The sequence below is a fragment of the Streptomyces venezuelae genome (assembly GCF_008642275.1).
Classification (GTDB): domain Bacteria; phylum Actinomycetota; class Actinomycetes; order Streptomycetales; family Streptomycetaceae; genus Streptomyces; species Streptomyces venezuelae_E.
The window spans coordinates 5,025,653-5,046,002 of the sequence record NZ_CP029189.1 but is presented as its reverse complement, the minus strand read 5'-3'; the positions used below and the strand labels follow the sequence as shown (position 1 = coordinate 5,046,002).

General features: G+C 74.2%; 20 protein-coding genes. 9 read left to right on the top strand and 11 right to left on the bottom strand.

The window, feature by feature from the left end:
• The first annotated feature begins 15 nt into the window (after positions 1-15).
• The 7 genes from DEJ51_RS22645 (at position 16) to DEJ51_RS22615 (ending at position 5,408) form a co-directional block, all read left to right on the top strand.
• Positions 16-423 (top strand): DUF6325 family protein, encoded by a 408-nt coding sequence (locus DEJ51_RS22645; RefSeq protein ID WP_150259270.1) that lies wholly within the window; start codon positions 16-18, stop codon positions 421-423.
• Positions 423-812 (top strand): SHOCT domain-containing protein, encoded by a 390-nt coding sequence (locus DEJ51_RS22640; RefSeq protein WP_150259268.1) that lies wholly within the window; start codon positions 423-425, stop codon positions 810-812. Before DEJ51_RS22645 ends, DEJ51_RS22640 begins: the two co-directional genes overlap by 1 nt.
• A 206-nt stretch (positions 813-1,018) precedes the next feature.
• Complete coding sequence (locus DEJ51_RS22635) at positions 1,019-1,486, top strand: hypothetical protein (protein WP_150259266.1); 468 nt, start codon at positions 1,019-1,021, stop codon at positions 1,484-1,486.
• Positions 1,487-1,550: 64 nt separating this feature from the next.
• Positions 1,551-2,549 carry an alpha/beta hydrolase gene (locus tag DEJ51_RS22630; RefSeq protein WP_150259264.1) on the top strand — a complete coding sequence of 333 codons (999 nt, stop codon included), beginning with the start codon at positions 1,551-1,553 and terminating at the stop codon, positions 2,547-2,549.
• 80 nt (positions 2,550-2,629) lie between these two features.
• Positions 2,630-3,103: a carboxymuconolactone decarboxylase family protein gene (locus DEJ51_RS22625; protein ID WP_150259262.1), complete on the top strand. Its 474-nt coding sequence runs from the start codon at positions 2,630-2,632 to the stop codon at positions 3,101-3,103.
• 75 nt (positions 3,104-3,178) lie between these two features.
• Positions 3,179-4,102 carry an RNA polymerase sigma-70 factor gene (locus tag DEJ51_RS22620; RefSeq protein ID WP_150259260.1) on the top strand — a complete coding sequence of 308 codons (924 nt, stop codon included), beginning with the start codon at positions 3,179-3,181 and terminating at the stop codon, positions 4,100-4,102.
• A gap of 148 nt (positions 4,103-4,250) precedes the next feature.
• On the top strand, positions 4,251-5,408 hold the full coding sequence (locus DEJ51_RS22615; protein WP_150262087.1) for a C40 family peptidase: 1,158 nt from the start codon (positions 4,251-4,253) through the stop codon (positions 5,406-5,408).
• On the opposite strand, the gene DEJ51_RS22610 is transcribed toward DEJ51_RS22615, so the two are convergent.
• Genes DEJ51_RS22610 through DEJ51_RS22590 form a run of 5 tightly spaced genes read right to left on the bottom strand, consistent with a single transcriptional unit; the run spans position 5,360 to position 11,206 of the window.
• Positions 5,360-6,619: a styrene monooxygenase/indole monooxygenase family protein gene (locus DEJ51_RS22610; protein WP_150259258.1), complete on the bottom strand. Its 1,260-nt coding sequence runs from the start codon at positions 6,617-6,619 to the stop codon at positions 5,360-5,362. The genes DEJ51_RS22615 and DEJ51_RS22610 overlap by 49 nt on opposite strands.
• Positions 6,620-6,644: 25 nt before the next feature.
• Positions 6,645-7,277 carry a GTP-binding protein gene (locus DEJ51_RS22605; RefSeq protein ID WP_150259257.1) on the bottom strand — a complete coding sequence of 211 codons (633 nt, stop codon included), beginning with the start codon at positions 7,275-7,277 and terminating at the stop codon, positions 6,645-6,647.
• Positions 7,258-7,647, bottom strand: a complete 390-nt coding sequence (locus DEJ51_RS22600) for a DUF742 domain-containing protein (RefSeq protein WP_150259255.1) — start codon at positions 7,645-7,647, stop codon at positions 7,258-7,260. The genes DEJ51_RS22605 and DEJ51_RS22600 overlap by 20 nt, the downstream gene beginning before the upstream one ends.
• Positions 7,644-8,135 (bottom strand): roadblock/LC7 domain-containing protein, encoded by a 492-nt coding sequence (locus DEJ51_RS22595; RefSeq protein WP_150259253.1) that lies wholly within the window; start codon positions 8,133-8,135, stop codon positions 7,644-7,646. Before DEJ51_RS22595 ends, DEJ51_RS22600 begins: the two co-directional genes overlap by 4 nt.
• Entirely contained in the window at positions 8,132-11,206 is a 3,075-nt protein-coding gene (locus tag DEJ51_RS22590) for a nitrate- and nitrite sensing domain-containing protein (protein ID WP_150259251.1), read from the bottom strand. Before DEJ51_RS22590 ends, DEJ51_RS22595 begins: the two co-directional genes overlap by 4 nt.
• Positions 11,207-11,603: 397 nt before the next feature.
• Between DEJ51_RS22590 and DEJ51_RS22585 the strand changes: the two genes are divergently transcribed.
• The gene (locus tag DEJ51_RS22585; RefSeq protein WP_150259249.1) at positions 11,604-12,377 is read left to right on the top strand and encodes a protein phosphatase 2C domain-containing protein; all 774 of its coding nucleotides are present in this window, start codon (positions 11,604-11,606) and stop codon (positions 12,375-12,377) included.
• A 32-nt stretch (positions 12,378-12,409) separates the two neighbouring features.
• Here the strand turns inward: DEJ51_RS22585 and DEJ51_RS22580 are convergent, their stop codons facing one another.
• The 5 genes from DEJ51_RS22580 to DEJ51_RS22560 form a co-directional block, all read right to left on the bottom strand.
• Positions 12,410-12,850 (bottom strand): MarR family winged helix-turn-helix transcriptional regulator, encoded by a 441-nt coding sequence (locus tag DEJ51_RS22580; RefSeq protein WP_033218751.1) that lies wholly within the window; start codon positions 12,848-12,850, stop codon positions 12,410-12,412.
• Between the two features lie 171 nt (positions 12,851-13,021).
• Positions 13,022-15,427: an endopeptidase La gene (gene lon / locus DEJ51_RS22575; RefSeq protein ID WP_150259247.1), complete on the bottom strand. Its 2,406-nt coding sequence runs from the start codon at positions 15,425-15,427 to the stop codon at positions 13,022-13,024.
• Positions 15,428-15,521: 94 nt separating this feature from the next.
• Positions 15,522-16,316 (bottom strand): DUF4097 family beta strand repeat-containing protein, encoded by a 795-nt coding sequence (locus DEJ51_RS22570; protein WP_150259245.1) that lies wholly within the window; start codon positions 16,314-16,316, stop codon positions 15,522-15,524.
• 65 nt (positions 16,317-16,381) lie between these two features.
• On the bottom strand, positions 16,382-17,296 hold the full coding sequence (locus tag DEJ51_RS22565; protein ID WP_150259244.1) for a sulfurtransferase: 915 nt from the start codon (positions 17,294-17,296) through the stop codon (positions 16,382-16,384).
• 248 nt (positions 17,297-17,544) lie between these two features.
• On the bottom strand, positions 17,545-18,939 hold the full coding sequence (locus DEJ51_RS22560; RefSeq protein ID WP_150259242.1) for a glycosyltransferase family 39 protein: 1,395 nt from the start codon (positions 18,937-18,939) through the stop codon (positions 17,545-17,547).
• Between the two features lie 35 nt (positions 18,940-18,974).
• Here DEJ51_RS22560 and DEJ51_RS22555 point away from each other — a divergent pair, with 35 nt between their 5' ends.
• Entirely contained in the window at positions 18,975-19,577 is a 603-nt protein-coding gene (locus tag DEJ51_RS22555) for a hypothetical protein (RefSeq protein ID WP_150259240.1), read from the top strand.
• 58 nt (positions 19,578-19,635) lie between these two features.
• Here the strand turns inward: DEJ51_RS22555 and DEJ51_RS22550 are convergent, their stop codons facing one another.
• Positions 19,636-20,343, bottom strand: a complete 708-nt coding sequence (locus DEJ51_RS22550; protein WP_150259238.1) for a TetR/AcrR family transcriptional regulator — start codon at positions 20,341-20,343, stop codon at positions 19,636-19,638.
• Between the last annotated feature and the right edge of the window lie 7 nt (positions 20,344-20,350).

Genomic DNA, 20,350 nt, shown 5'->3' with positions numbered 1-20,350 from the left:
GAGGAGCCGAGACGCATGGGACCTGTGGAGTTCATCGTCCTCGCCTTCCCGGAGGAACAGCTGCGGGCCCCGGCGGTCGAAGCCGTGATGGGGCTGCGCAAGACCGGGGTGGTCCGGCTGATCGACGGGATCGTGGCGACGAGGACGGCTTCGGGGGACGTACTGGCGGCCGAGTTCGACGAGTTCGTGGAGCTGCACGGCCTCCTGACGGGCCGGGACGTGGCGCGGCTGATCGGCCCGGAGGACATCCAGGAGGCGGCGGGACTGCTGGAACGCGGGAGCTGCGCACTGCTGCTCGTCGTCGAGCACCTGTGGGCCGAGGACGCGGCGATCGCCGTACGGGCGGCGGGCGGGCGGATCGTCGGCTCGGTCCGCATCCCGCCGGACCGGGTGCCGGCGGACCCGCGCGCGGGGGTGGCCTGATGTTCATCCGCCCGATCGGAGTAACGGTCCACGCGGCGAACCGTCCGCCGGGGCACCCGCTGCTGCGGGGCCTGCTGGCGCGGGCCTCCGGAGCGACGGAGGCGACGACGGGCGCGGTCGGACCGGGCCCGGTGGCACCGGGCCCGGTCGGACCGGCGGACCCGGCGACCACCACGGGCCCGGCGGGCGCCCCGGACGGCCCGCCGGGCCGCACCGAACCGCCGGCCGGGGCGCAGGCCGAACCGGAGCCGACGGCAGCGACCACGCCGGACCGTCCGGCCCCGGCCGGCCTGGTGGCGGAGCTCACCCAGCTGGCCGTCCTGGCCCGCGAAGGCCTGTTGACCCCCCAGGAGTTCACGACGGCCAAGGCCCGCCTCCTGCGCGGCTGACCCGCACCGACCGGTCGGGGCAGCCGACTGCCGGCTGCCGCCAGGACCGGGCGACCGACCGAGAGGGGACGCGGGGACGCGGGGACGCGCGGACGCCCTCCGCGCGGTCCAGCGGCGCGCGGCACGAACGGCGGCGCCGGAAGCCGGGCATGACCCGTCGACACCGCCACGGCGCTTTGTCGGTGGCCGGATCCAGAATCGGCCGTATGAGTGACTACTACGACCTGTTCCTGACGGTGGAACTGCCGCAGGACCTGCCCGAGCCGGCGATGCGGGAGCTGAGGTGGCTCCTGGGCGAGGCGGAGGCGCCGACACCGCTCGCGTCGGCCGACTGGGAGACCTGGGGATACCCGTGGCAGGTCTTCGACGGCGGCGTCCCGAGCCACGCCTTCGACGGGGTGGACAGCTCGTCCCTGCTGCGGACCGAGCAGACGTACGCGGACGGCAGCACGCCCTGGGCCCTGACCGTCCGGACGTGCGTCCACGAGGACGAGTTCGGGATCGTGATGGAGGTCGTCGCATGGGTGCTCGAACTCGCGAGCACCCGGGGGTGGGTCGGCTTCCTGCGGCATTCCGGCTCGGACGCGGTCCAGCACCTCCTGCGCCATGAGGACGGGTTCGACGTGGTCGACGTCCGCGCGAGCGGGCGGCCGGACCGGGTGACCTTCGGGTAGCCGAGCGCCGTGAACCGTCCGGTTCGGCCGTCGCCCCCGCGGGGCGGCTGCTTGACTACGGCACATGGACATCCCCCGTACGGTCGGCGCGGCGCCCCCCGTCGACCCAGAACTGGACCGAATACTGTCTGCCGCGGGCGAGGCGGTACGCGAGCCGCTCACCCCCGAGAACCTCGCGGCCCAGCAGGAACAGGACATCGCGACGCGGCCCCGGCCGACGGTCGGGGAACTCCGGGCCGGCGGTCTCTTCGAGGTGGAGGAGCTGCGCGTACCGGGACGCGGCGTCACGCTCGTGAGCGCCCGGCCCGCCGGGGCCACCGGCCCGCTGCCCCTGCTGTACTACATGCACGGCGGCGGCATGGTCGTGGGCAACGCCCCGTCCGTGGTCCCGCAGCTGCTGCAGGAATGGGCCCTCCCCCTCGGCCTGGCCGTCATCTCCGTCGAGTACGGCCTGGCGCCCCGGGTGCGGTACCCGGAGCCGTTGGAGGACTGCTACGCCGGGCTCGTCTGGGCGGCCGAGCACGCCCGCGAGCTCGGCATCGACGCGGACCGCATCGTCATCGGCGGCAAGAGCGCGGGCGGCGGCCTCGCGGCGGCGCTCGCCCTGCTCACCCGAGACCGGGGCGGTCCCGTGCCGATCGGCCAGTTGCTCCTGTGCCCGATGCTCGACGACCGCAACGCCACTTTCTCCAGCCACCAGATGGCGGGCGTCGACATCTGGGACCGCACCTCGAACGCCACCGGGTGGCAGGCACTGCTCGGCGACCGGTACGGCGCCCCGGACCTTTCGCCCTACGCCGCGCCCGCCCGCGCCACCGACCTGTCCGGGCTCCCCCCGGCCTTCATCGACGTCGGGTCGGTCGAGACCTTCCGGGACGAGGACGTGGCCTACGCCGACGCGATCTGGCGGGTCGGCGGACAGGCCGAACTGCACGTGTGGCCGGGCGCCTTCCACGGGTTCGACGGCCTGGCCCCGGAAGCGGCGCTCAGCCGGGACGCGCGCGACGCCCGCACCCGCTGGCTCCGCCGCGTCCTCGCACAGCCCGGGGACCGGGAGACGTAGGTCACACGCACGCATGTCACAGGGGGCCGGGCCACCTCGTCTCAGGGTTGTAGCCGACGACGACCACCGAGGAGCACCCCATGGACGCGCGACTGAACCTCTTCGCCAGCCCGACCACCGGCAAGGCCCTGAAGCACCTCATGTCCGCCGGGAAGGTGATCAAGGACTCGTCACTGCCGGCCACCACGCAGGAGCTGGTGTCGCTGCGCGTGAGCCAGATCAACGGCTGCGCCGTCTGCATCGACATGCACACCAAGGAAGCCACCGCCGCCGGTGAGACCCCGGTGCGGCTGCACCTGGTGGCGGCGTGGCGCGAGGCCACGGTCTTCACCGCGGCCGAGCGTGCCGCGCTGGAGCTGGCGGAGGAGGGCACCCGCACCGCGGACGGGGCCGGCGGGGTGGCCGACGAGGTGTGGGCACGCGCCGCCAAGCACTACGACGAGGAGGAACTCAACGCCCTGGTACTGCTGATCGCCTTCATGAACATGGCGAACCGGATCAACCTCATCACCCAGCAGCCCGGTGGCGACTACGTGGCCGGACAGTTCCACTGAAGGCGCCGGCGCGGGCTTGCCCTCCCCCGCGGCGTCCCTGATGATCATGCAGGGCCAAGGGGGAGGGCAGCCGGCATGAGCAAGGTCGAGGAATTCGAGGATCTGCGGTCACTGCTGTTCTCGATCGCCTACCGGATCCTGGGCAGCGTGAGCGAGGCCGAGGACGCCGTGCAGGAGACCTGGCTGCGCTTCGACGCCTCGGCGACCCGCGCCACGTCCGCCAAGGCCTTCCTCTCCACCACGGTCACCCGGCTCTCGATCGACGTACTGCGTTCCGCGCGGGTGCGGCGCGAGGAGTACGTCGGGCCGTGGTTCCCCGAGCCCCTGCTCAGCGACCCGTACCAGGACCCCGCGCGGTCGACGGAGCTGGCGGACTCGGTGTCGATGGCCGCGCTGCTGCTCCTGGAGCGGCTCAGCCCGCTGGAGCGCTCGGTGTTCGTTCTGCGGGAGGTCTTCGCCTTCGGCTTCGACGAGGTCGCCACGGCCGTGGGCCGGTCGGAGGCCGCCTGCCGGCAGCTGCTGGTACGGGCCCGGCGGCACATGGAAGCCGGGCAGCCGAGGTTCCAGGCGGACCGCCGGGAGCGGCAGGAGCTCGCGACCCGGTTCCTGGGCGCGATGAAGGACGGCGACATCACCGGGCTGCAGCGGCTGCTGGCCGCCGACGTCCGACTGGTCGGGGACAGCGGCGGCAAGGCCCCGCGGCTGGCCAAGGCCGTCACGGGCGCGGAGAACGTGGCCCGCCTGCTCGCCTCGGCCTTCCCCTGGCTGTTCCGGATCGGCGTGAGCGCCGAACCCCACGACGTGAACGGCGAGCCGGGCGCGATCGTCCGCGACCCGGACGGCAGGGTGCTCCACGTCCTGGCCTTCGAGCTGTCCGGGGGCCTGATCCGCACCATCCGCTCGGTGGTCAACCCCGACAAGCTCGCCCACCTGGGCCCGGTCGCCGACGCCTGGGCGGTCGACCGCGAAGTCCGCGAGGCCCGTCGCGCGGCGAGGTGAAGCGGCAGTCGCCGGCCCGCCCCCAACCGGGTGAGGCCCCGCGACCGGCCGACTCCGCTGGGCGATTTGTCATACCGGGCGTGGCAGCATCGGCCGCCTCGGAGGTGATTCCATGTCACATCGGCTGTCACGTCGGCTGTCTTATCGGCTGTCATATCGGCCGCTTCGCGCCATCTGCATCGCCGCGGTGCTCGTCGTCGCCGGGCCGGTCCCCGGGGCCGGGGCCGAGCCGGGGCTTCCCGAAGGGGAGTCCGTCGGGGTGCTGCTGACCCGGCTGCAGGGCCTGTACCAGAAGGCCGAGGAGGCCGCCGAGGCCTACAACGCCACCGACGAGGCGCTCCGGGCCGGCCAGGCCGAGGAGCGGCTGCGCGCCGCCGCGCTCGGCAGGGTCCGTACGGCGCTCGACTCGGAGAGGGCCGTCGCCGGGCGGCTCGCCCGGGAGCAGTACCAGGGCGGCCAAGGGCTCTCCCCGTACGCCCGGATGCTGCTCGCCGGGAACCCCCAGGCCGCCCTGGACCAGCGGCGGCTCGCCGCCCGCGAAGGGGCCCGGCGGGCGGGCGTACTGGCCCGGCTCACCCGGGGCGAGAAGGAGGCCGACGCGCTCGCGGCGCGGGCCCGCGAGGCCCTGGACACCCGGCAGGCCCTGGCCGCACAGCAGAAGCTCCACAAGGACGAGGTCGCCGCGCAGCTCAAGGAGGTCGAGCGGGTGCTGGCGGCCCTGACCCCGGACCAGCTCACCCGGCTCGGCGCGCAGGAGGCCGAGAACACCGCGGTCGCGCAGCGGAGCCTGGTCGATTCGGGCCGTCTGCCGACCCGTACGGGCACCCCCACGGCGGCCGGTGGCCGTGCTCTGACCTATGCGGCGGCCCAGATCGGCAAGCCGTACGTGTGGGGGGCCGAGGGGCCGGGGTCCTTCGACTGCTCCGGGCTGACCTCGCAGGCCTGGGCGCACGCCGGGCGTGCCATTCCGCGGACCAGTGAGGAGCAGTGGGCCCAGCTGCGCAAGGTGCCGCTGGATCAGCTGCGGCCCGGGGATCTGGTGGTCTACTTCCCGAAGGCCACGCACGTGGGCCTGTACGTCGGCGACGGCAAGGTGATCCAGGCGCCGCGGCCGGGGGCCGTGGTGAAGGTCTCGCCGATCGCCGCGAACCCGCTGTTGGGGGCGGTCCGGCCGGACCCGGAGGGGGCCCCGCTCGCGGAGTTCACCCCGCCCGCGCTGCCGGAGGCACCGGCGGCGGGGGCGGGGGACGACACGGGCTACTCCGCCGAGGAGGCTCCGACGGAGGAGGCGACCTCCGCCAGGTAGTCGGCGGTGTCCTCGGGGTCGTAGAAGTACGCATCGAAGTCGGCCGGGTTGTCGAAGCCGTTGGCGAATCGATTCGCCACCGGCTGGAGCTGCCCGGCCGCGCCGATCAGGTTCAGCACGTGCTCCGGCGGGACGCCCAGCATCGCGTTGGTCCACTGGGTCACCGGCTTGCCCGTGGTGAACCAGTACTTGTCGAAGGTGGCCTTCATCCACGCCTCGTCGAACGACTTGTCCCCGTGCATGAGGATCGAGGAGAGGTACGAGGCCGCGCACTTGGAGGCGGAGTTCGAGCCCTGTCCGGTGATCGGGTCGTTGGCGACGACCACGTCGGCGACGCCCAGGACCAGTCCGCCGCCCGGGAGGCGCCCGACCGGGTTGCGGACGACCGGCGCGTAGCGGCCGGCGAGCGTGGCGCCCGCGTCCGTCAGCTCCACCTTCGTGGCGCGGGAGTACTCCCACGGCACGAACTTCTCCATCAGCTCCAGCGTGAGCGCGAGGTGCTCCGCAGGGTCCTTGATCCCCTTGAAGACGTCCAGCGGACCGCCCGGGAGGCCCTCCCAGAAGAGGATGTCGGCCCGGCCCGAGGTGGTCAGGGTGGGCATGACGAACAGTTCGCCGACGCCCGGTACGAGGTTGCAGCGGACCGCTTCGGTCTCCGGGTGCTCCGGGCGCGGGCCGAGGCCGTGGACGTAGGCGACGGCGAGCGCGCGCTGCGGGGCGTCGTAGGGGGAACGCGCGGCGTCCCGCCCGAACATCGAGACCAGTTCGCCCTTGCCTGCGGCGACCAGCACCAGGTCGTACGTGCGGGAGAAGAAGTCGAGGTCGGCGACCGAGGCGCCGTGGATGACCAGCTGGCCGCCCCGCTGCACGAAGGTGTCGAGCCAGCCGGCCATCTTCACGCGCTGGTCGACGGACTGTGCGTACCCCTTGAGCTTGCCGAGCCAGTCGATGGCGCGGCCCGCGTCGGGGGTGGCGACGGAGACGCCGAGGCCCTCGATCTTCGGTGCCTGCTGCTCCCAGAAGTTGATCTGGAGATCACGCTCGTGCTGCAGGGCCGTGTCGAACATGACTTGCGTGGACATCACCCGCCCGGTGCGGATCTCGTCCGCGGTCCGGTTGGACATGAGGGTGACCTCGTACCCCTTCGACTGGAGTCCGAGGGCGAGCTGGAGACCGGACTGGCCGGCTCCCACGACGAGTATCTTGCGCATCTCTCACGCTCTCTGTTCGGGTGCTCTATTCGGGAGTGGTGTCGAGGGCGTGGCCCACCAGGGCGAGCAGTGATTCGACGACCGTGTCACGGCGCCTCGCGTCCATGATCACGACGGGTACGTGGGGCGGGACGCTGAGCGCCTCGCGCACGTCGTCGGGCTCGTACGACTGCGAACCGTCGAAGTGGTTGACGGCGACGGCGTACGGGAGTCCGCAGGTCTCGAAGTAGTCCAGAGCCGGGAAACAGTCGCGCAGGCGGCGGGTGTCGGCCAGGACGAGACCGCCGATGGCACCCCGCACCAGGTCGTCCCACATGAACCAGAACCGCTCCTGGCCGGGGGTCCCGTACACGTAGAGGACGAGGTCGTCGTCGAGGGTGACGCGGCCGAAGTCCATCGCGACGGTGGTGGTGTTCTTGTCGGGAGTGCCCGACAGGTCGTCGGTCGGGGCGCTCGCCTCCGTCATCACCGCCTCGGTACGCAGCGGGGTGATCTCGGAGACGGAGGACACGAAGGTGGTCTTGCCGACGCCGAAGCCGCCCGCGACCAGCACCTTGACGGCGACGGGCGCGCGGGAGCGGTCGTACTGCCAGGGCTGGGCCGGCTCGTCGTCCGACTGCGGCAGGACCACCGGGTTGTCAGAGACGGCGAAGACCACTGAGCACCCTTTCCAGCAGCGCGCGTTCGGGACGGCCGCTGCCGTGGCCCGTGGCGTAGACGCGGATCCGTCCCTGGTCGGCGAGGTCGCTGACCAGGACCCGGACCACGCCGAGCGGGAGCTTCAGCAGGGCGGCTATCTCGGCGATCGTCCGCATGCGGCGGCAGACCTCGACGATGGCGGGCATCTCGGGCATGCGGTCGGGCTTCTGCGGCTCGGAGACCTTCGAGTCCAGGGCGGCGACGAACGTCTCGACGTGCAGGACCTGCGTGAAGCGGGTGCGGCCGCCCGTGAGGGAGTACGGGCGGACGCGGGCGGGGCGGCGGTCGGCGCCGCGTATCGGCAGCCGTTCGGAGGCCGTACTCCTCACGGGGTGTTCTCCATCGACTGGCGCAGCTCACTGCGGACTTCGGGGGTCAGGACGTGGCCGGCGCGGCCGACGAACAGGGCCATGTGGTAGGCGATGACGCTCATGTCGCAGTCGGGGGTGGCGTGCACGCCCAGCAGTGAGCCGTCGCTGATGGCCATGACGAAGACGGAGCCGTGCTCCATCGCCACCATGGTCTGCTTCACCGCGCCGGTCTCCATGAGGGCGGCGGCGCCCGTGGTGAGGCTGCCGAGGCCGGAGACGATGGTGGCGAGGTCGGCGGACGCGCCGCGCGGGCCCCTGGGCCTGGGCAGGTCGGCCGGTTCCGCCGCGGCGGCCCCCGCTCCCGGGTCGGAGGACAGGAGCAGCAGCCCGTCCGAGGAGACGACGGCGACGGAGTTCACGCCGGGCACCTCCTCGACCAGGTCGGTCAGCAGCCACTGCAGGTTGCGGGCCTGGGTGCTCAGTCCGTACGTACTGGGCGCGGTCATGTGCGTGCCTCCTGTGCGGTGTCCCCCCGGTCGGTCTTGCTCTGGCCCTGGCGCTGCGCCGGCCCCTGGTCGCGGGCCTGGTCGAGCTCCTGGTCAGGGGCTTGGTCGGGCCCCTGCTCCCGGGCGAGTTCGGCGGCGACGACGCGCCGTCCGTCCTGGGCTCCCTGGTAGAAGCCTCCGAGTCGGCGCCGCAGCTCCTCGGCGTCGACGCGGCGAGGTGGTTCGGGCCGCGCGTCGTCGCGGGCCGCGCGCTTGGCGGGGACGGCACGCGGGGTCCGCCGGGGCAGGCCCTTGTCGGTGACGGCGCCTTCGCCTTCGGCCTGGTCGGCCGGGTGGCTGCCCTGGCGGGGGAGCCAGTTGCCCTCGGCCGGGGCGTGGGTGTGCGGCTCCGGCTCCGGCTCCGGCTCGGTTTCCCGTACGTCGGCCACGGGTGCGGCGGTGTGCGCCGCGGCCGGGAGGTCCCCGGCGGGGTCCGTCATGCCGGAGGGGGCCGGCTCCGCGTCGGGGACGACCCGCGCGAGCAGCTGCTCCTCGGGGCTGAGCCCGTCCCCTGCCGGGGGTCCTGCGACGAACACCTGGTCGGCGGACGGCAGTCCGGCCGTGGCGGGGCCGTCGACGAGCGGCTCCGCCCCGGCGGGCACCTGCTCCTCCGGCTCCGCCGGGGTCCCGGCGACGACGGCGGGGCCCGCCAGTGCTTCGGCGAGCGTGATCGGGACCGCCGCGACGGCGGGCTCCGGGGCCGGGGTCGGCTCCGGGGTCGGCTCCGACTCCGGAGCCGGCTCGTGTTCGGCGTCCGCCACGGGCTCGGGCTCGGGGGCGGCCGGGACGACCGGCTCGGCGGCCTCCTCGGCGACGGCCCCGGCGGCAGCCTCGGCCTGCGCCTGCGCTTCGGCCTCCGCGCCGGTCCCGGTCTCCGCATCCGCGTCCATGTCCGGGTCCGGAGCGGCATGCGCCCCTCGGCGCCGCTGCGGCAGCGTGTTCTCGTTCGCCTCCGCTATCACGCCGGGCAGCCGCAGTTCGGGCACGCCCGGCATGGCCAGGGTGTGCACCGGGGACACCACCGGGGTGGCGGGCAGCAGCGCCGCCGGGACGACCACCAGGGCCTCGGTCCCGCCGTGCTTCGGAGTGCGCAGTTCGGCGGTGACGCCGTGCCGGGCCGCGAGCCGCCCGGCCACGTACAGGCCGAGGCCGAGGCCGTGTTCCGACTCGGGTTCCTCGTCATAGGCATCGGGCGTGGACAGGCGGGTGTTCAGCGATTCCAGGCGGTCCCCGGTGACGCCGATGCCCTCGTCCACGACGGACAGCACCACGTCACCGGAGCCCTGCAGCCAGCCGGACACCTTCACCTTGACGTCCGGCGGGGAGAACGTGGTCGCGTTCTCCAGCAGCTCGGCGAGCACGTGCGAGATGTCGTCTGCGGCGTGCCCCGCGATCTGGGTGTACGAGGGCATCGCGGCGAGTTCGACGCGCTCGTAGCGCTCGATCTCGCTGACGGCGGCCCGCATCACGTCGACCAGCGGCACCGGCAGGCCCTGCCCGTGGCCGTGTTCCTGCCCGGCGAGGACCAGCAGGTTCTCGTTGTGGCGGCGCATCACGGTGGCCAGGTGGTCCAGCTTGAAGAGGGTCGCGAGCCGGTCGGGGTCCTGCTCCCTGGACTCCAGTTCCTCGATGACCGCGAGCTGGCGCTCCACCAGGCCCAGGGTCCGCAGCGACAGCGAGACGGAGGTCGTCGACATGATGCGCCGGTGCTCTTCCAGCCCCGCGCGCAGCTTGGTCAGCTCCTCCTCCAGCACGTCCCGGCCGGCGGCCAGCGCCTCGCTGCGGCCGATGATCCGGCGCCGGTCGGCGTCGAGTCCGGCGATCCGGGTGTGCAGGGAGACCGTCTGGTCGCGCACCGCGTTCAGGTGGCGTACGACCTCGGCGAACTCGTCGTTGCGGCCGGTGAACCGGACCGGTTCCACCGAGCCCTCCGGTGTGGCCAGCCGTTCCGCGCCGCGGCGCAGGACCGACAGCGGCCGGGTCAGCGACCGCGCGACGGCGGTCGAGACGCCGACGGCGAGCAGGAAGAGCACGCCCATCAGGGCGATCACGATTTCGAGCCGGGTCACGTCGTCGTCGCGCTGCGCGGCCAGGGCGGAGGCCCGTTCACTGGCGAGGGTGGCTTCCACGGTCCGCATGCGGTCGATGCGGGCGGTGAGCGCGGCGGCGACGGTGGCCCCGTCGGTCTTGCGGTCGGCGGGCGTCAGGGTGGGCCGGTCGGTGAGGCGCTTGAGGAAGTCGTCGGCCGTCTTGACCTCGGGGCCGGTGACGGTGGCGGCCAGGGTCTGGCGCACGTCGGGACGCGCGGCCCGCGCGAAGTCGTCGAGGGCGGCCTGCTCCCGTACGCGCGCACGCTGGGCGGCGGTGGTGAGTTCGTCGACCACGGCGGAGTTGGGAGGCTGCTCGCCGCGGGGGACGGCCAGGGCGGCGAGCAGCAGTCCGCGGGTGGCGGAGGCCTGTTCCACGGCCTGGCCCAGCGGGGCCAGCGGGCGGGTGGTGGCGAGGGCGGCCTCGGCGCGCGGCGGGGTGAGCTCGGCGAGCCGGCGGCCCGGGGCGAGGAGTTCCGCGATGACTCCGGCGTAGGCCTGTTCGGCGGCGAGGGCGCTGCCCTTGCCGTCGACGGCCTCGGCGCGGACGGTCCGGACGCGGGCGAGGGCCCGGGCGGTCGTCTCGTCGGCCTCGGCCTGGACCTCGGCGAGCTGCCGGTCGGTCCCGGCGATGCGCTCCTGGACGGGCCCCTTGGCGCCGCCGGGACGGCCCTTGGCGGCGTACTCGACGACCGCGTCACGCTCGTCACCGAGGAGGTGCGCGAGGGTGAGGGTCTGCCGGGTCTGGTCCGCGAGGGTGACCAGGCGCTGGGAGTCGTTCAGTTCCCTCGACGCGGAGACGACGGCGGGCGCGCCTGCCGCGAGGACGGTGAGGCCGGCGACGGCCACGCCGACGACCAGCCTGCGGCGCACGCGGACGCGGCGTCCTGCGGGGGCCGGGCCGTCGGCGGCGGTGCCGTTCTTCCGAGACCGCTTCTTCTGCACCGGTGCTCGCAATCCTGTACGTGTGCTCTTGCTCGTCTACTCGTGTGGCCGAGGTAACGGCCGGTCAACAAGTAAACGCCCCCTGCCCCCTCGTACCGCCTCAGACCTTTGCAGCGTGCTGGGGAGAGAGCCGCACATCGCCCAACCGGCCACTCGAACGAGTGAACATCACGGATGAGTTGCCGACCAACTCGGGCACCCCGTGCCGGAGCGCCTCCGTGGACAGGTGGTTGAAAGATCGATACGGGCTTTGGCAGTATGCCCGCCCACACGGCCGACCCGCCGCCCCGGCTCCCGCCGGCCGTCCCGGGCGGCCGGCGCGCGGCGCCGCCGGGGCGCGTCCGATTTGGTACGGACCTGCCCGCGCCCGGTGCCTCTCGCGCGGCAGAATGCGGGTATGCGCATCGACCTCGCCTCGGCCCCCGGCCACCAGGAACGCCCCAATGAGGACTGGGTGTCGGCCGCGATCCCCGCTTCGGGCGGCGGCGTGCTGGTGCTCCTGGACGGGGTCACCCCGCCGCGCGGCGACGACGGATGTGTGCACGGAGTGCCCTGGTTCACGGCCCGCCTCGGCGGCCGATTGACCGAACTGTCCGGATCGCGGCGGGACATGCCGCTCGATCAGGTTCTGGCCGAGTCCGTCCGCGCCGCGGCCGACGCACACCGCGACACCTGTGACCTTTCTCACGCGCGGACCCCGCAGGCGACGGTCGTCCTGGTCCGCTGGGACGCGGACCACGTGGAACACCTCGTCCTGTCCGACTCCGTACTGCTCCTGCAGGCGCCCGGCGGCGAGGTGTCGGCGGTGCTCGACGACCGGCTGGACCGGATCCCGCGGGAGGTGCTGGGCTCGGTGGCCGCCACGGACGCCCTGCGCAACGCGGAGGGCGGCTTCTTCACGGCGGCCGCGGACCCGGCGGTGGCCGCCCGGGCGGTCACGGGCCGCACCCCGCGCGAGCGGGTGCGGGCGGTGGCCGCGCTCACGGACGGGGCGAGCCGGTGGACCGACACCTTCGGGCAGGGCGACTGGGCCGACTGCATGGCCGTACTGCGCGAGGAGGGTGCGCAGGGCCTGATCGGCCGGGTGCGCGCCGTGGAGTCGGACCCGGACCGCCCGTCGGCCCGGTACAAGCGGCATGACGACGCGTCGGCGGTCTACGCGGAGCTCTGAGCGGGTCCGCCCGGACGCCGCCGCGAAGCGCCCTACTCCCCGCCCGCGTTCAGCTGGTTCAGCAGCCGGGCCAGTTCCGCCACTTCGCCGCGGTCCCAGTCGGCGAGCTTGCGCATGTACTGCTCGCGCCGCGCTCCGCGGACCCGCAGGAAGCGCTCGCGGCCCTCTTCCGTGAGGCCGACCAGCGAGGCCCGGCCGTCGGCGGGATCCGGTTCGCGGGCCACCAGGCCGAGCACCTCCAGGGCCCGCAGCTGCCGGCTCATGGTGGCCTTGCCGACCCCGAAGTAGGCGGCCAGCTCGGTGGCGCGCTGCCGGCCGGCCGCTTCCAGGCGTACGAGGAGCCCGTACGCGGCGGGCTCCAGCTCGGGGTGGAGCTCGCGGGCCATCTCGCCCGAGGAGGCACGGGCCCGCCGGAGGAAGACGGACAGCTCCCGCTCCAGGGCAAGGAACTCCTGGTCTTCACTCCCGTGCACGTCCCGCTCCTTCGCTGATGTGTGGCACCCCGGTGGTGCGGGGCCAGTATTTCGCAGCGGGTGCGCCGACGGCCCGGGACCCCGCCGGAGCGGGGTACCGGGCCGTGTGCCGTGCCGTGTGCGGTGCCGTGCGGCCGTGCGGTGCAGCCTGTCCGGGCGCCGGCGCCGGCGTCAGGCCGCCGCGACGGCCGGGGCCTGCGCCCGGGCCAGGGCGAGCTCCAGGACCTGGCGCACGTCCGTCACCGGGTGCACCTCCAGCTTCTCCAGCACCTCCGCCGGGACGTCGTCCAGGTCCGCCTCGTTGCGCTTGGGGATGATGACGGTGGTCAGTCCGGCCCGGTGCGCGGCGAGCAGCTTCTGCTTCACCCCGCCGATGGGCAGGACGCGTCCGGTCAGCGAGACCTCGCCGGTCATGGCCACGTCCGTGCGCACCTGCCGTCCGGAGAGCAGCGAGGCCAGGGCGGTGGTCATGGTGATGCCCGCGCTCGGGCCGTCCTTGGGCACGGCGCCCGCCGGGAAGTGGATGTGCACGCCCCGGTCCTTCAGGTCGGCGACCGGGAGCTCCAGTTCCGCGCCGTGGGAGCGCAGGAAGCTCAGGGCGATCTGCGCCGACTCCTTCATGACGTCGCCGAGCTGGCCGGTGAGGGTCAGGCCGGCCGCGCCCGTCTCCGGGTCGGCCAGCGAGGCCTCGACGAACAGCACGTCGCCGCCCGCGCCGGTCACCGCGAGGCCGGTGGCCACGCCGGGGACGGCGGTGCGCCGCTCGGCGGGGTCCTGGGCGGACTCCGGTACGTGGTGCGGGCGCCCGATCAGGGCCCGCAGGTCGTCGGCGCCGATGCTCAGGGGCAGCTCCCGCTCGCCGAGTTCGTGCTGCGAGGCCACCTTGCGCAGCAGGCGGGCGAGGGACCGCTCCAGGGTGCGTACGCCCGCCTCGCGGGTGTACTCCCCCGCCAGCTTGCGCAGGGCGTCCTCGCCCAGGACCACCTCGTCGGCGCCGAGCCCGGCGCGTTCCAGCTGGCGCGGCAGCAGGTGGTCGCGGGCGATGACGACCTTCTCGTCCTCGGTGTACCCGTCGAGCCGGACGAGCTCCATGCGGTCGGCCAGGGCCTCGGGGATGGCTTCCAGGACGTTGGCGGTGGCCAGGAAGACGACGTCGCTGAGGTCCAGTTCCACCTCCAGGTAGTGGTCGCGGAAGGTGTGGTTCTGCGCCGGGTCGAGGACCTCCAGCAGGGCGGCCGCCGGGTCTCCGCGGAAGTCGGAGCCCACCTTGTCGATCTCGTCGAGCAGGACCACCGGGTTCATCGACCCGGCTTCCTTGATCGCCCGGACGATCCGGCCGGGCAGGGCGCCGACGTAGGTCCGGCGGTGGCCGCGGACCTCGGCCTCGTCGCGGACGCCGCCGAGGGCGACGCGGACGAACTTGCGCCCCATGGCGTGGGCCACGGACTCGCCCAGCGAGGTCTTGCCGACACCGGGCGGCCCCACCAGGGCCAGCACGGCGCCGCCGCGGCGGCCGCCGATGACGCCCATGCCGCGCTCGCCGCGCCGCTTGCGGACGGCGAGGTACTCGGTGATGCGGTCCTTCACGTCGCCGAGCCCCGCGTGCTCGGCGTCGAGCACGGCCCTGGCTCCCCGGATGTCGTACTCGTCCTCGGTGCGCTCGTTCCAGGGCAGTTCCAGCACGGTGTCCAGCCAGGTGCGGATCCAGGACCCCTCCGGGCTCTGGTCGCTGGACCGCTCCAGCTTCTCGACCTCCTTGAGCGCGGCCTCCCGTACCTTCTCGGGGAGGTCGGCGGCCTCGACGCGGGCCCGGTAGTCGTCGGACTCCTCGCCGTCCTTCTCGCCGTTCAGTTCGCGCAGTTCCTTGCGTACGGCCTCCAGCTGACGCCGGAGCAGGAACTCGCGCTGCTGCTTGTCGACGCCGTCCTGGACGTCCTTGGCGATGGACTCGGCCACGTCCTGCTCGGCGAGGTGGTCGCTGAGCGCCTTGACGGCGAGTCTGAGGCGGGCGACCGGGTCGGCGGTCTCCAGCAGTTCGACCTTCTGCTCGACCGTCAGGAAGGGCGAGTAGCCGGAGTTGTCGGCGAGCGCGGACACGCCTTCGATCTGCTGGACCCGGTCCACGACCTGCCAGGCGCCGCGCTTCTTGAGCCAGCTGGTGGCGAGGGCCTTGTACTCCTTGACGAGCTCGGTGACCGCCCCGGGCAGCGGATCGGGCACCGACTCGTCGACGGTCTCGCCCTCGACCCAGAGCGCGGCCCCGGGACCGGTGGTCCCGGCCCCGATGCGGACCCGGCCGAGGCCGCGGATGAGCGCTCCGGGGTCCCCGCCGGAGAGCCGGCCGACCTGCTCGACGGTGCCGAGCACACCGGTCCCGGCGTACGTGCCGTCGATGCGCGGCACGAGCAGGACCCGGGGCTTGCCGCTGCCGCTCTTGCCGGCGGCGGCCTGCGCCGCCTCCACGGCGGCGCGCACCTCGGTGTCGGACAGGTCCAGCGGTACGACCATTCCGGGCAGCACGACCTCGTCGTCGAGCGGCAGCACGGGCAGGGTGAGTGTGACGGACGTCGAAGCCATGATCTTCCCTCCGGCAGTGAAGTTGAGCTCTGCCGACTCAATGCATGTGCGCCTCCCGATGTTCCCCGAGCCGCGTTCGCCCGGGGCGAACGCGTCAGACCGCGGAGATGCGGATGTCGCCCGAACTGGTCTCCACCGAGAGCTGGGAGGGGGCGGAGGCGTCGTCGGGAAGGGTGACGTCACGGTCGCCGGAGTCGGTGGAGACCTTGATCCGGTAGGGGGCCCGGGGGACCTCCACGGTCACGTCGCCCGAGCTGGTCTCGGCGAGCACCGAGCCCGGGGCCTTCGTGAAGGCCAGGCGGGCGTTGCCCGAGGAGGTGCGGATCTCGGCGCTCGGGCCGGACAGCTCGGTGGCGGTGATCCCGCCCGAGGAGGTGCCGACCTTCAGCGGGCCGCCGATCCGGCCGGCCGTGACCGTCCCGGAGTCGGCCTTCACCTCGGCGCCCGCCACGCCCGTGACCGTGATGTCGCCGCTGGAGCTCTCCAGCTCGACCGTGGCCGCGGCGGGCACCTCCAGCCGGTAGTCGATGAAGCAGTTCCCGGTGCAGCTGTCGCTGAAGGTCAGTACGCCTGCGGTGACGTTCTGGCCGGTCGCCGGGACGGTGTCCCCGCGGTAGTGGACGGTGCGGTGGACCGTGACGCCGGGGCCGGTCCCGGGGGTGACGTCGATCGAGCCGGACCGGGCCCCCGTCACCTTCACCGCCTTGACCGCCTCGGTGACCGTGGCGTCGGCGGCCGCCGTCTTGTAGGCGTCGTCCGCGAAGGCGCCGCCCGGGAAGGAGCAGCCCGCGAGGAGGAGGCCGGCGCCGAGCGCGGCGAGCGCGGCGAGCGCGTTGCGGCCGGTGCGGGCGGTACGGGCCGTGCGGGCGGACGTGCTGTGAGTGGTCATGGCCCGATTCTGGGTCGCGAACGCCCCCCGGGCCGATGGGGCACGTACCCGGGCCTCCGGTGGGGCTATCCCCCGCTCGCCGATGGCCACCCGCCGGTGGTCACGGGGAGTTCCGAGGGCGCGCCCCACTCGCTCCAGGAGCCGTCGTACACCGCGATCTCCTCGTATCCGGCGAGGTCGGCGCCGAGGGCCAGGACGCAGGCGGTCACACCGGAACCGCAGCTCAGGTAGAGCCGTTCCCGGTCCCCCGCCAGCGCCCGGAAGGCGGCGCGCAGTTCTCCGGCCGGCCGCATCAGGCCGTCCGCGTCCTGGAGTTCGGCGAACGGCAGGTTGACCGCGCCGGGCATGTGGCCGCCGCGCAGGCCCGGGCGCGGTTCGGGGGCGGTACCGGCGAAGCGTTCCCGCGTGCGGGCGTCGAGTACGGCGGCGGCCGGGTCGTCCAGGGCCCGCGCGACGGTGGCGCTGTCGACCAGCAGCCCGGCCCGGGGCCGTGCGCTGAACGAGCCGCGCGGGCCCCCGTACGCGGGGGCGGCGGCCTCGACGGGCAGTCCGGCGGCGGTCCAGGCGGGCAGTCCCCCGTCGAGGACGGCGGCCCGGTCGAAGCCCATGGCGCGCAGCATCCACCAGGCACGGGCGCTGGAGTAGACACCGGCCCCGTCGTAGACGACGACGGTGTCGGAGTCCTCGACGCCGAGGGTACGCAGCGCCTCGGTGAACTCCGGGGCCCCGGGCATGGTGTGCGGGGCGGGCGCGGTGTGGTCGGACAGGGGTCCGTCGAGGTCGAAGGGGCGGGCGCCCGGGATCCTGCGGGCCGCGGCGCGGTGGGCGCCGACGGAGGCGTCGAAGAGGACCAGGCCGGGGGCTCCCAGCCGGTGGGCGAGCCAGTCGACCCCGACGAGCGGTCCGGGGAGGGCTTCCGGAAGGACCTCGGGCAGGGCTCCGGGCAGGGCTTCGAGCGGCGCGTTCTGCGGTGTGGTCATGCGGCAGGCACCTCCGGCTGGACGACACGGGTCGCCCCCATCCTGCGCCCCGCCGCGCTCCGGCCCGCGGGGCGGGGGTGCGCGGCGCACCGGCTCCCGGGCGGCGCGGCACCCCGGGCGGCGCGGCACCACGGCGGGTGGGCCCGAGCCCGGCCGGTGGGCTCCGGCGGGTGGGCCGGAGCCCGGACAGTGGGCCGAAGCCCGGCCGGTGGGCCCGAGCCCGGCCGGTGGGCCCGAGCCCGGCACGGTCAGTCGCAGGTGCCCGGGCGGGCGTAGACCGCCACCCGGGCGCCGCGCACCCCGGTGATCGAGCAGAGGTCGAAGCGGGCGGCCAGCTCCTCCCGCTTGACCGCCTCCCGGGGGTACGGGTCCAGCGGCTGACCCGCCGGGTCCAGCAGGGCGATCACCCGGGGCGAGGACAGCAGCGCCGAGCGGATCCGGTCCGGGGGCAGCTCGGTGCCCTGGAGGCTGTGCGAAGCCGCCGGGCTCCGGTCCAGGGCCACGTCGTGCAGCTCCCCGTAGAGCTCGGGCGAGGACAGCAGCCACTCGCGCCTGCGGGAGGGCATGAACAGCACCGCGTCCCCCGGCCGGGCCCGCTCCCGGACCGCGGCGGCCACCGCGAGCACGTCGTCCTTGCGGCTCTCGGGCGTACGCAGCCACACCGACCAGATGCCGAACGGCACCAGGAGCGCGCCCGCCAGCAGCCACGGCCACCACCCTGCGGCCTGCGCGAGCCGGACCCCCGCCAGCAGGGCGAGCCCGGCCAGCGCGTAGATCACGTACCGGTCGACGTACCAGGGGTTGAACAGGGAGACCACCATCAGCAGCCCGGGCGGCAGCAGGACGAGCGGGAGCGCCACCCGTACGAGGTCGCCCGGGGCGCCCCGGGCGAGCAGCAGGGCCGCGGCGCCCACCACCGCGTACGCCACCCAGTCCTGCCAGCTCGGCCGTCCGAGCCAGCCGAGCTGCTGCTCGGCCTGCCGGGCGCTCACCACGGCGAGCGGCAGCAGCAGGACCGCCACGACGACGGCACTGCGGCGCCAGCCTCGCGAGCGCCACGCCGTGAACGCGTGGGCGAGCAGGGCGAGCGCGGCGAACTCGTGCAGCCAGCAGCCGATCAGCAGCACCACCGTGTAGGCCGGCCACCGCTCGCGCAGCATCAGGTACGTCGCCCACACCACCGCGGCGGCGACCAGCGCGTACGAGCGCCCCTCCTGGGCGTACATCTGCACGGGGGGCAGCACGGCGTAGACACAGCCCGCGAGCAGTGCGGCCCGCTCCCCCGCGAGCCGGTGGGCGACGGCGGCCACTCCGGCGGCTGCGAGGGCGGTGGCGGCGACGGAGGGCAGCCGCAGCGCCCACAGGCCGCCCTCCCACACCTGGAACACCCCGTGCAGGAGCACGTAGTGCAGGCCGTGGACGGCGTCGACCCGGCCCAGCAGTTCCACGATCCCGCCGAGCGGCCGGTGGGCCACCTGCCAGGTGACGGACTCGTCGCGCCACATGCTGCCGCCCCGCTCCAGGCCCCACAGGCCGAGGAGCACGGCCAGCAGCGGCGGGATCGGGCGCCAGGGGGCGATCCGGCTGATGTCGGCCTCCGCGTGCGGTCGGGACAGGTGTCGCAACAGGTGTGCGGACTCCATACTCGGGGTTGGACACGAGTCCCCCGGAGGTGGGTGTGCGCGCGTTACGAGCGGTGGCGGTGGCGGTGCTGAGCACGGTGGTCCTGGCGGGCTGCGGGCCCTCGGGGTCCGACGGCGGTGACGACCCGGCCCCGAAGCCCTCCACGCAGCCGGGCACGACGACGAGTCCGGGCACGAGTCCGAGTGGCCCGAGTCCGGGTACGAGTACGGGTACGAGCGCGTCCGCAGACCCGGGCGCGACGGCCGACCCCACCACCAGCCCCACCGCCGGCCGGGTCCCCGCCCCCGGCGAGACCCTGGTCCGGGTCACCCGCACCGGCGGCTTCGCCGGGCGGACCCACACCCTCGTCGTCAAGGGCGACGGCTCCTTCACCCGGCTGGACGCCCAGGCGAAGCCGACGGGCACCGGCAAGCTGACCGCGGCGGAGCTCACGGGCCTGCGCACCGCCCTGCGGGACGCCGACTTCGCCCGGCTGCCCCGGATCGCCAGCGGCGGCCCCACGATCTACGACGGCTTCTTCTACGCCTTCGTGCACGACGGGCACGAGGTGGCCGCGGACCAGGGGTCCATGCCGGAGGCCCTGACCCGGGTGCTGGACGCGCTGCCCCCGTTCACCGGCGGCCAGGACGCCCCCTGAGCCGGTCCGGGACCAGCGGTCCCGCGCAGGCGGCCGGCCCGGCCGCGTACGGAGCAGCTCACGCCGGGTGCACACCCGCACCCGGCGCCGGCACGTCCGCGCCCGGCGCCGGCAGGCCCGTACCCGTGGCCGAGACGTCCCGCAGCAGCCGGTCCAGGAATCCGCGCAGCCGGGCCGGCATGTCCACGCTCGCGGGCGCCAGCACCCACTGGATCTGCAGGCCGTCCATGACGGCGAGGGTCTCCCTGCCGACGGCCTCGCAGTCGGTGTCCGGGCGCAGTTCGCCGCGTGCGACGCCCGCCTCCAGCAGGTCGACGGTGTAGCCGAGCACCCGGTCGTAGCGCTGGGCGAAGTACGCGTGCGCCGGGTGTTCCGGGTTGCCGGACTCGCCGACCAGGGTGTTGAACATCCGGACGATGCCGGGCCGCCGCTCGTTGTCGGCGGCGAGTTCCACGACGGTGGCGAAGTGGGCGGCGACCGACTCCGCGGGCTCGCTGAAGAGCCGCTGCACGTCGTGCTGCTCGCTCTGGGCGAGGACCGAGAGCAGCAGGTCCTCCTTGCCGCGGAAGTGGTGCAGCAGTCCGCCCTGGGTGATCCCGCAGTCGGCGGCGATGCGGGCGAGTGAGGACGCGTTGAAGCCCCACTGCGCGAAGTGCTCGACGGCGGTGTCGAGGATCTTCTGCCGCCGGGCGTCACCGACGGCGTAGGTCCCCCGGGCCGATCCCTTCGAGGCCTTGCGCTGCGGCCGCCCCGTTTCCTGTGCCATGGCGCCA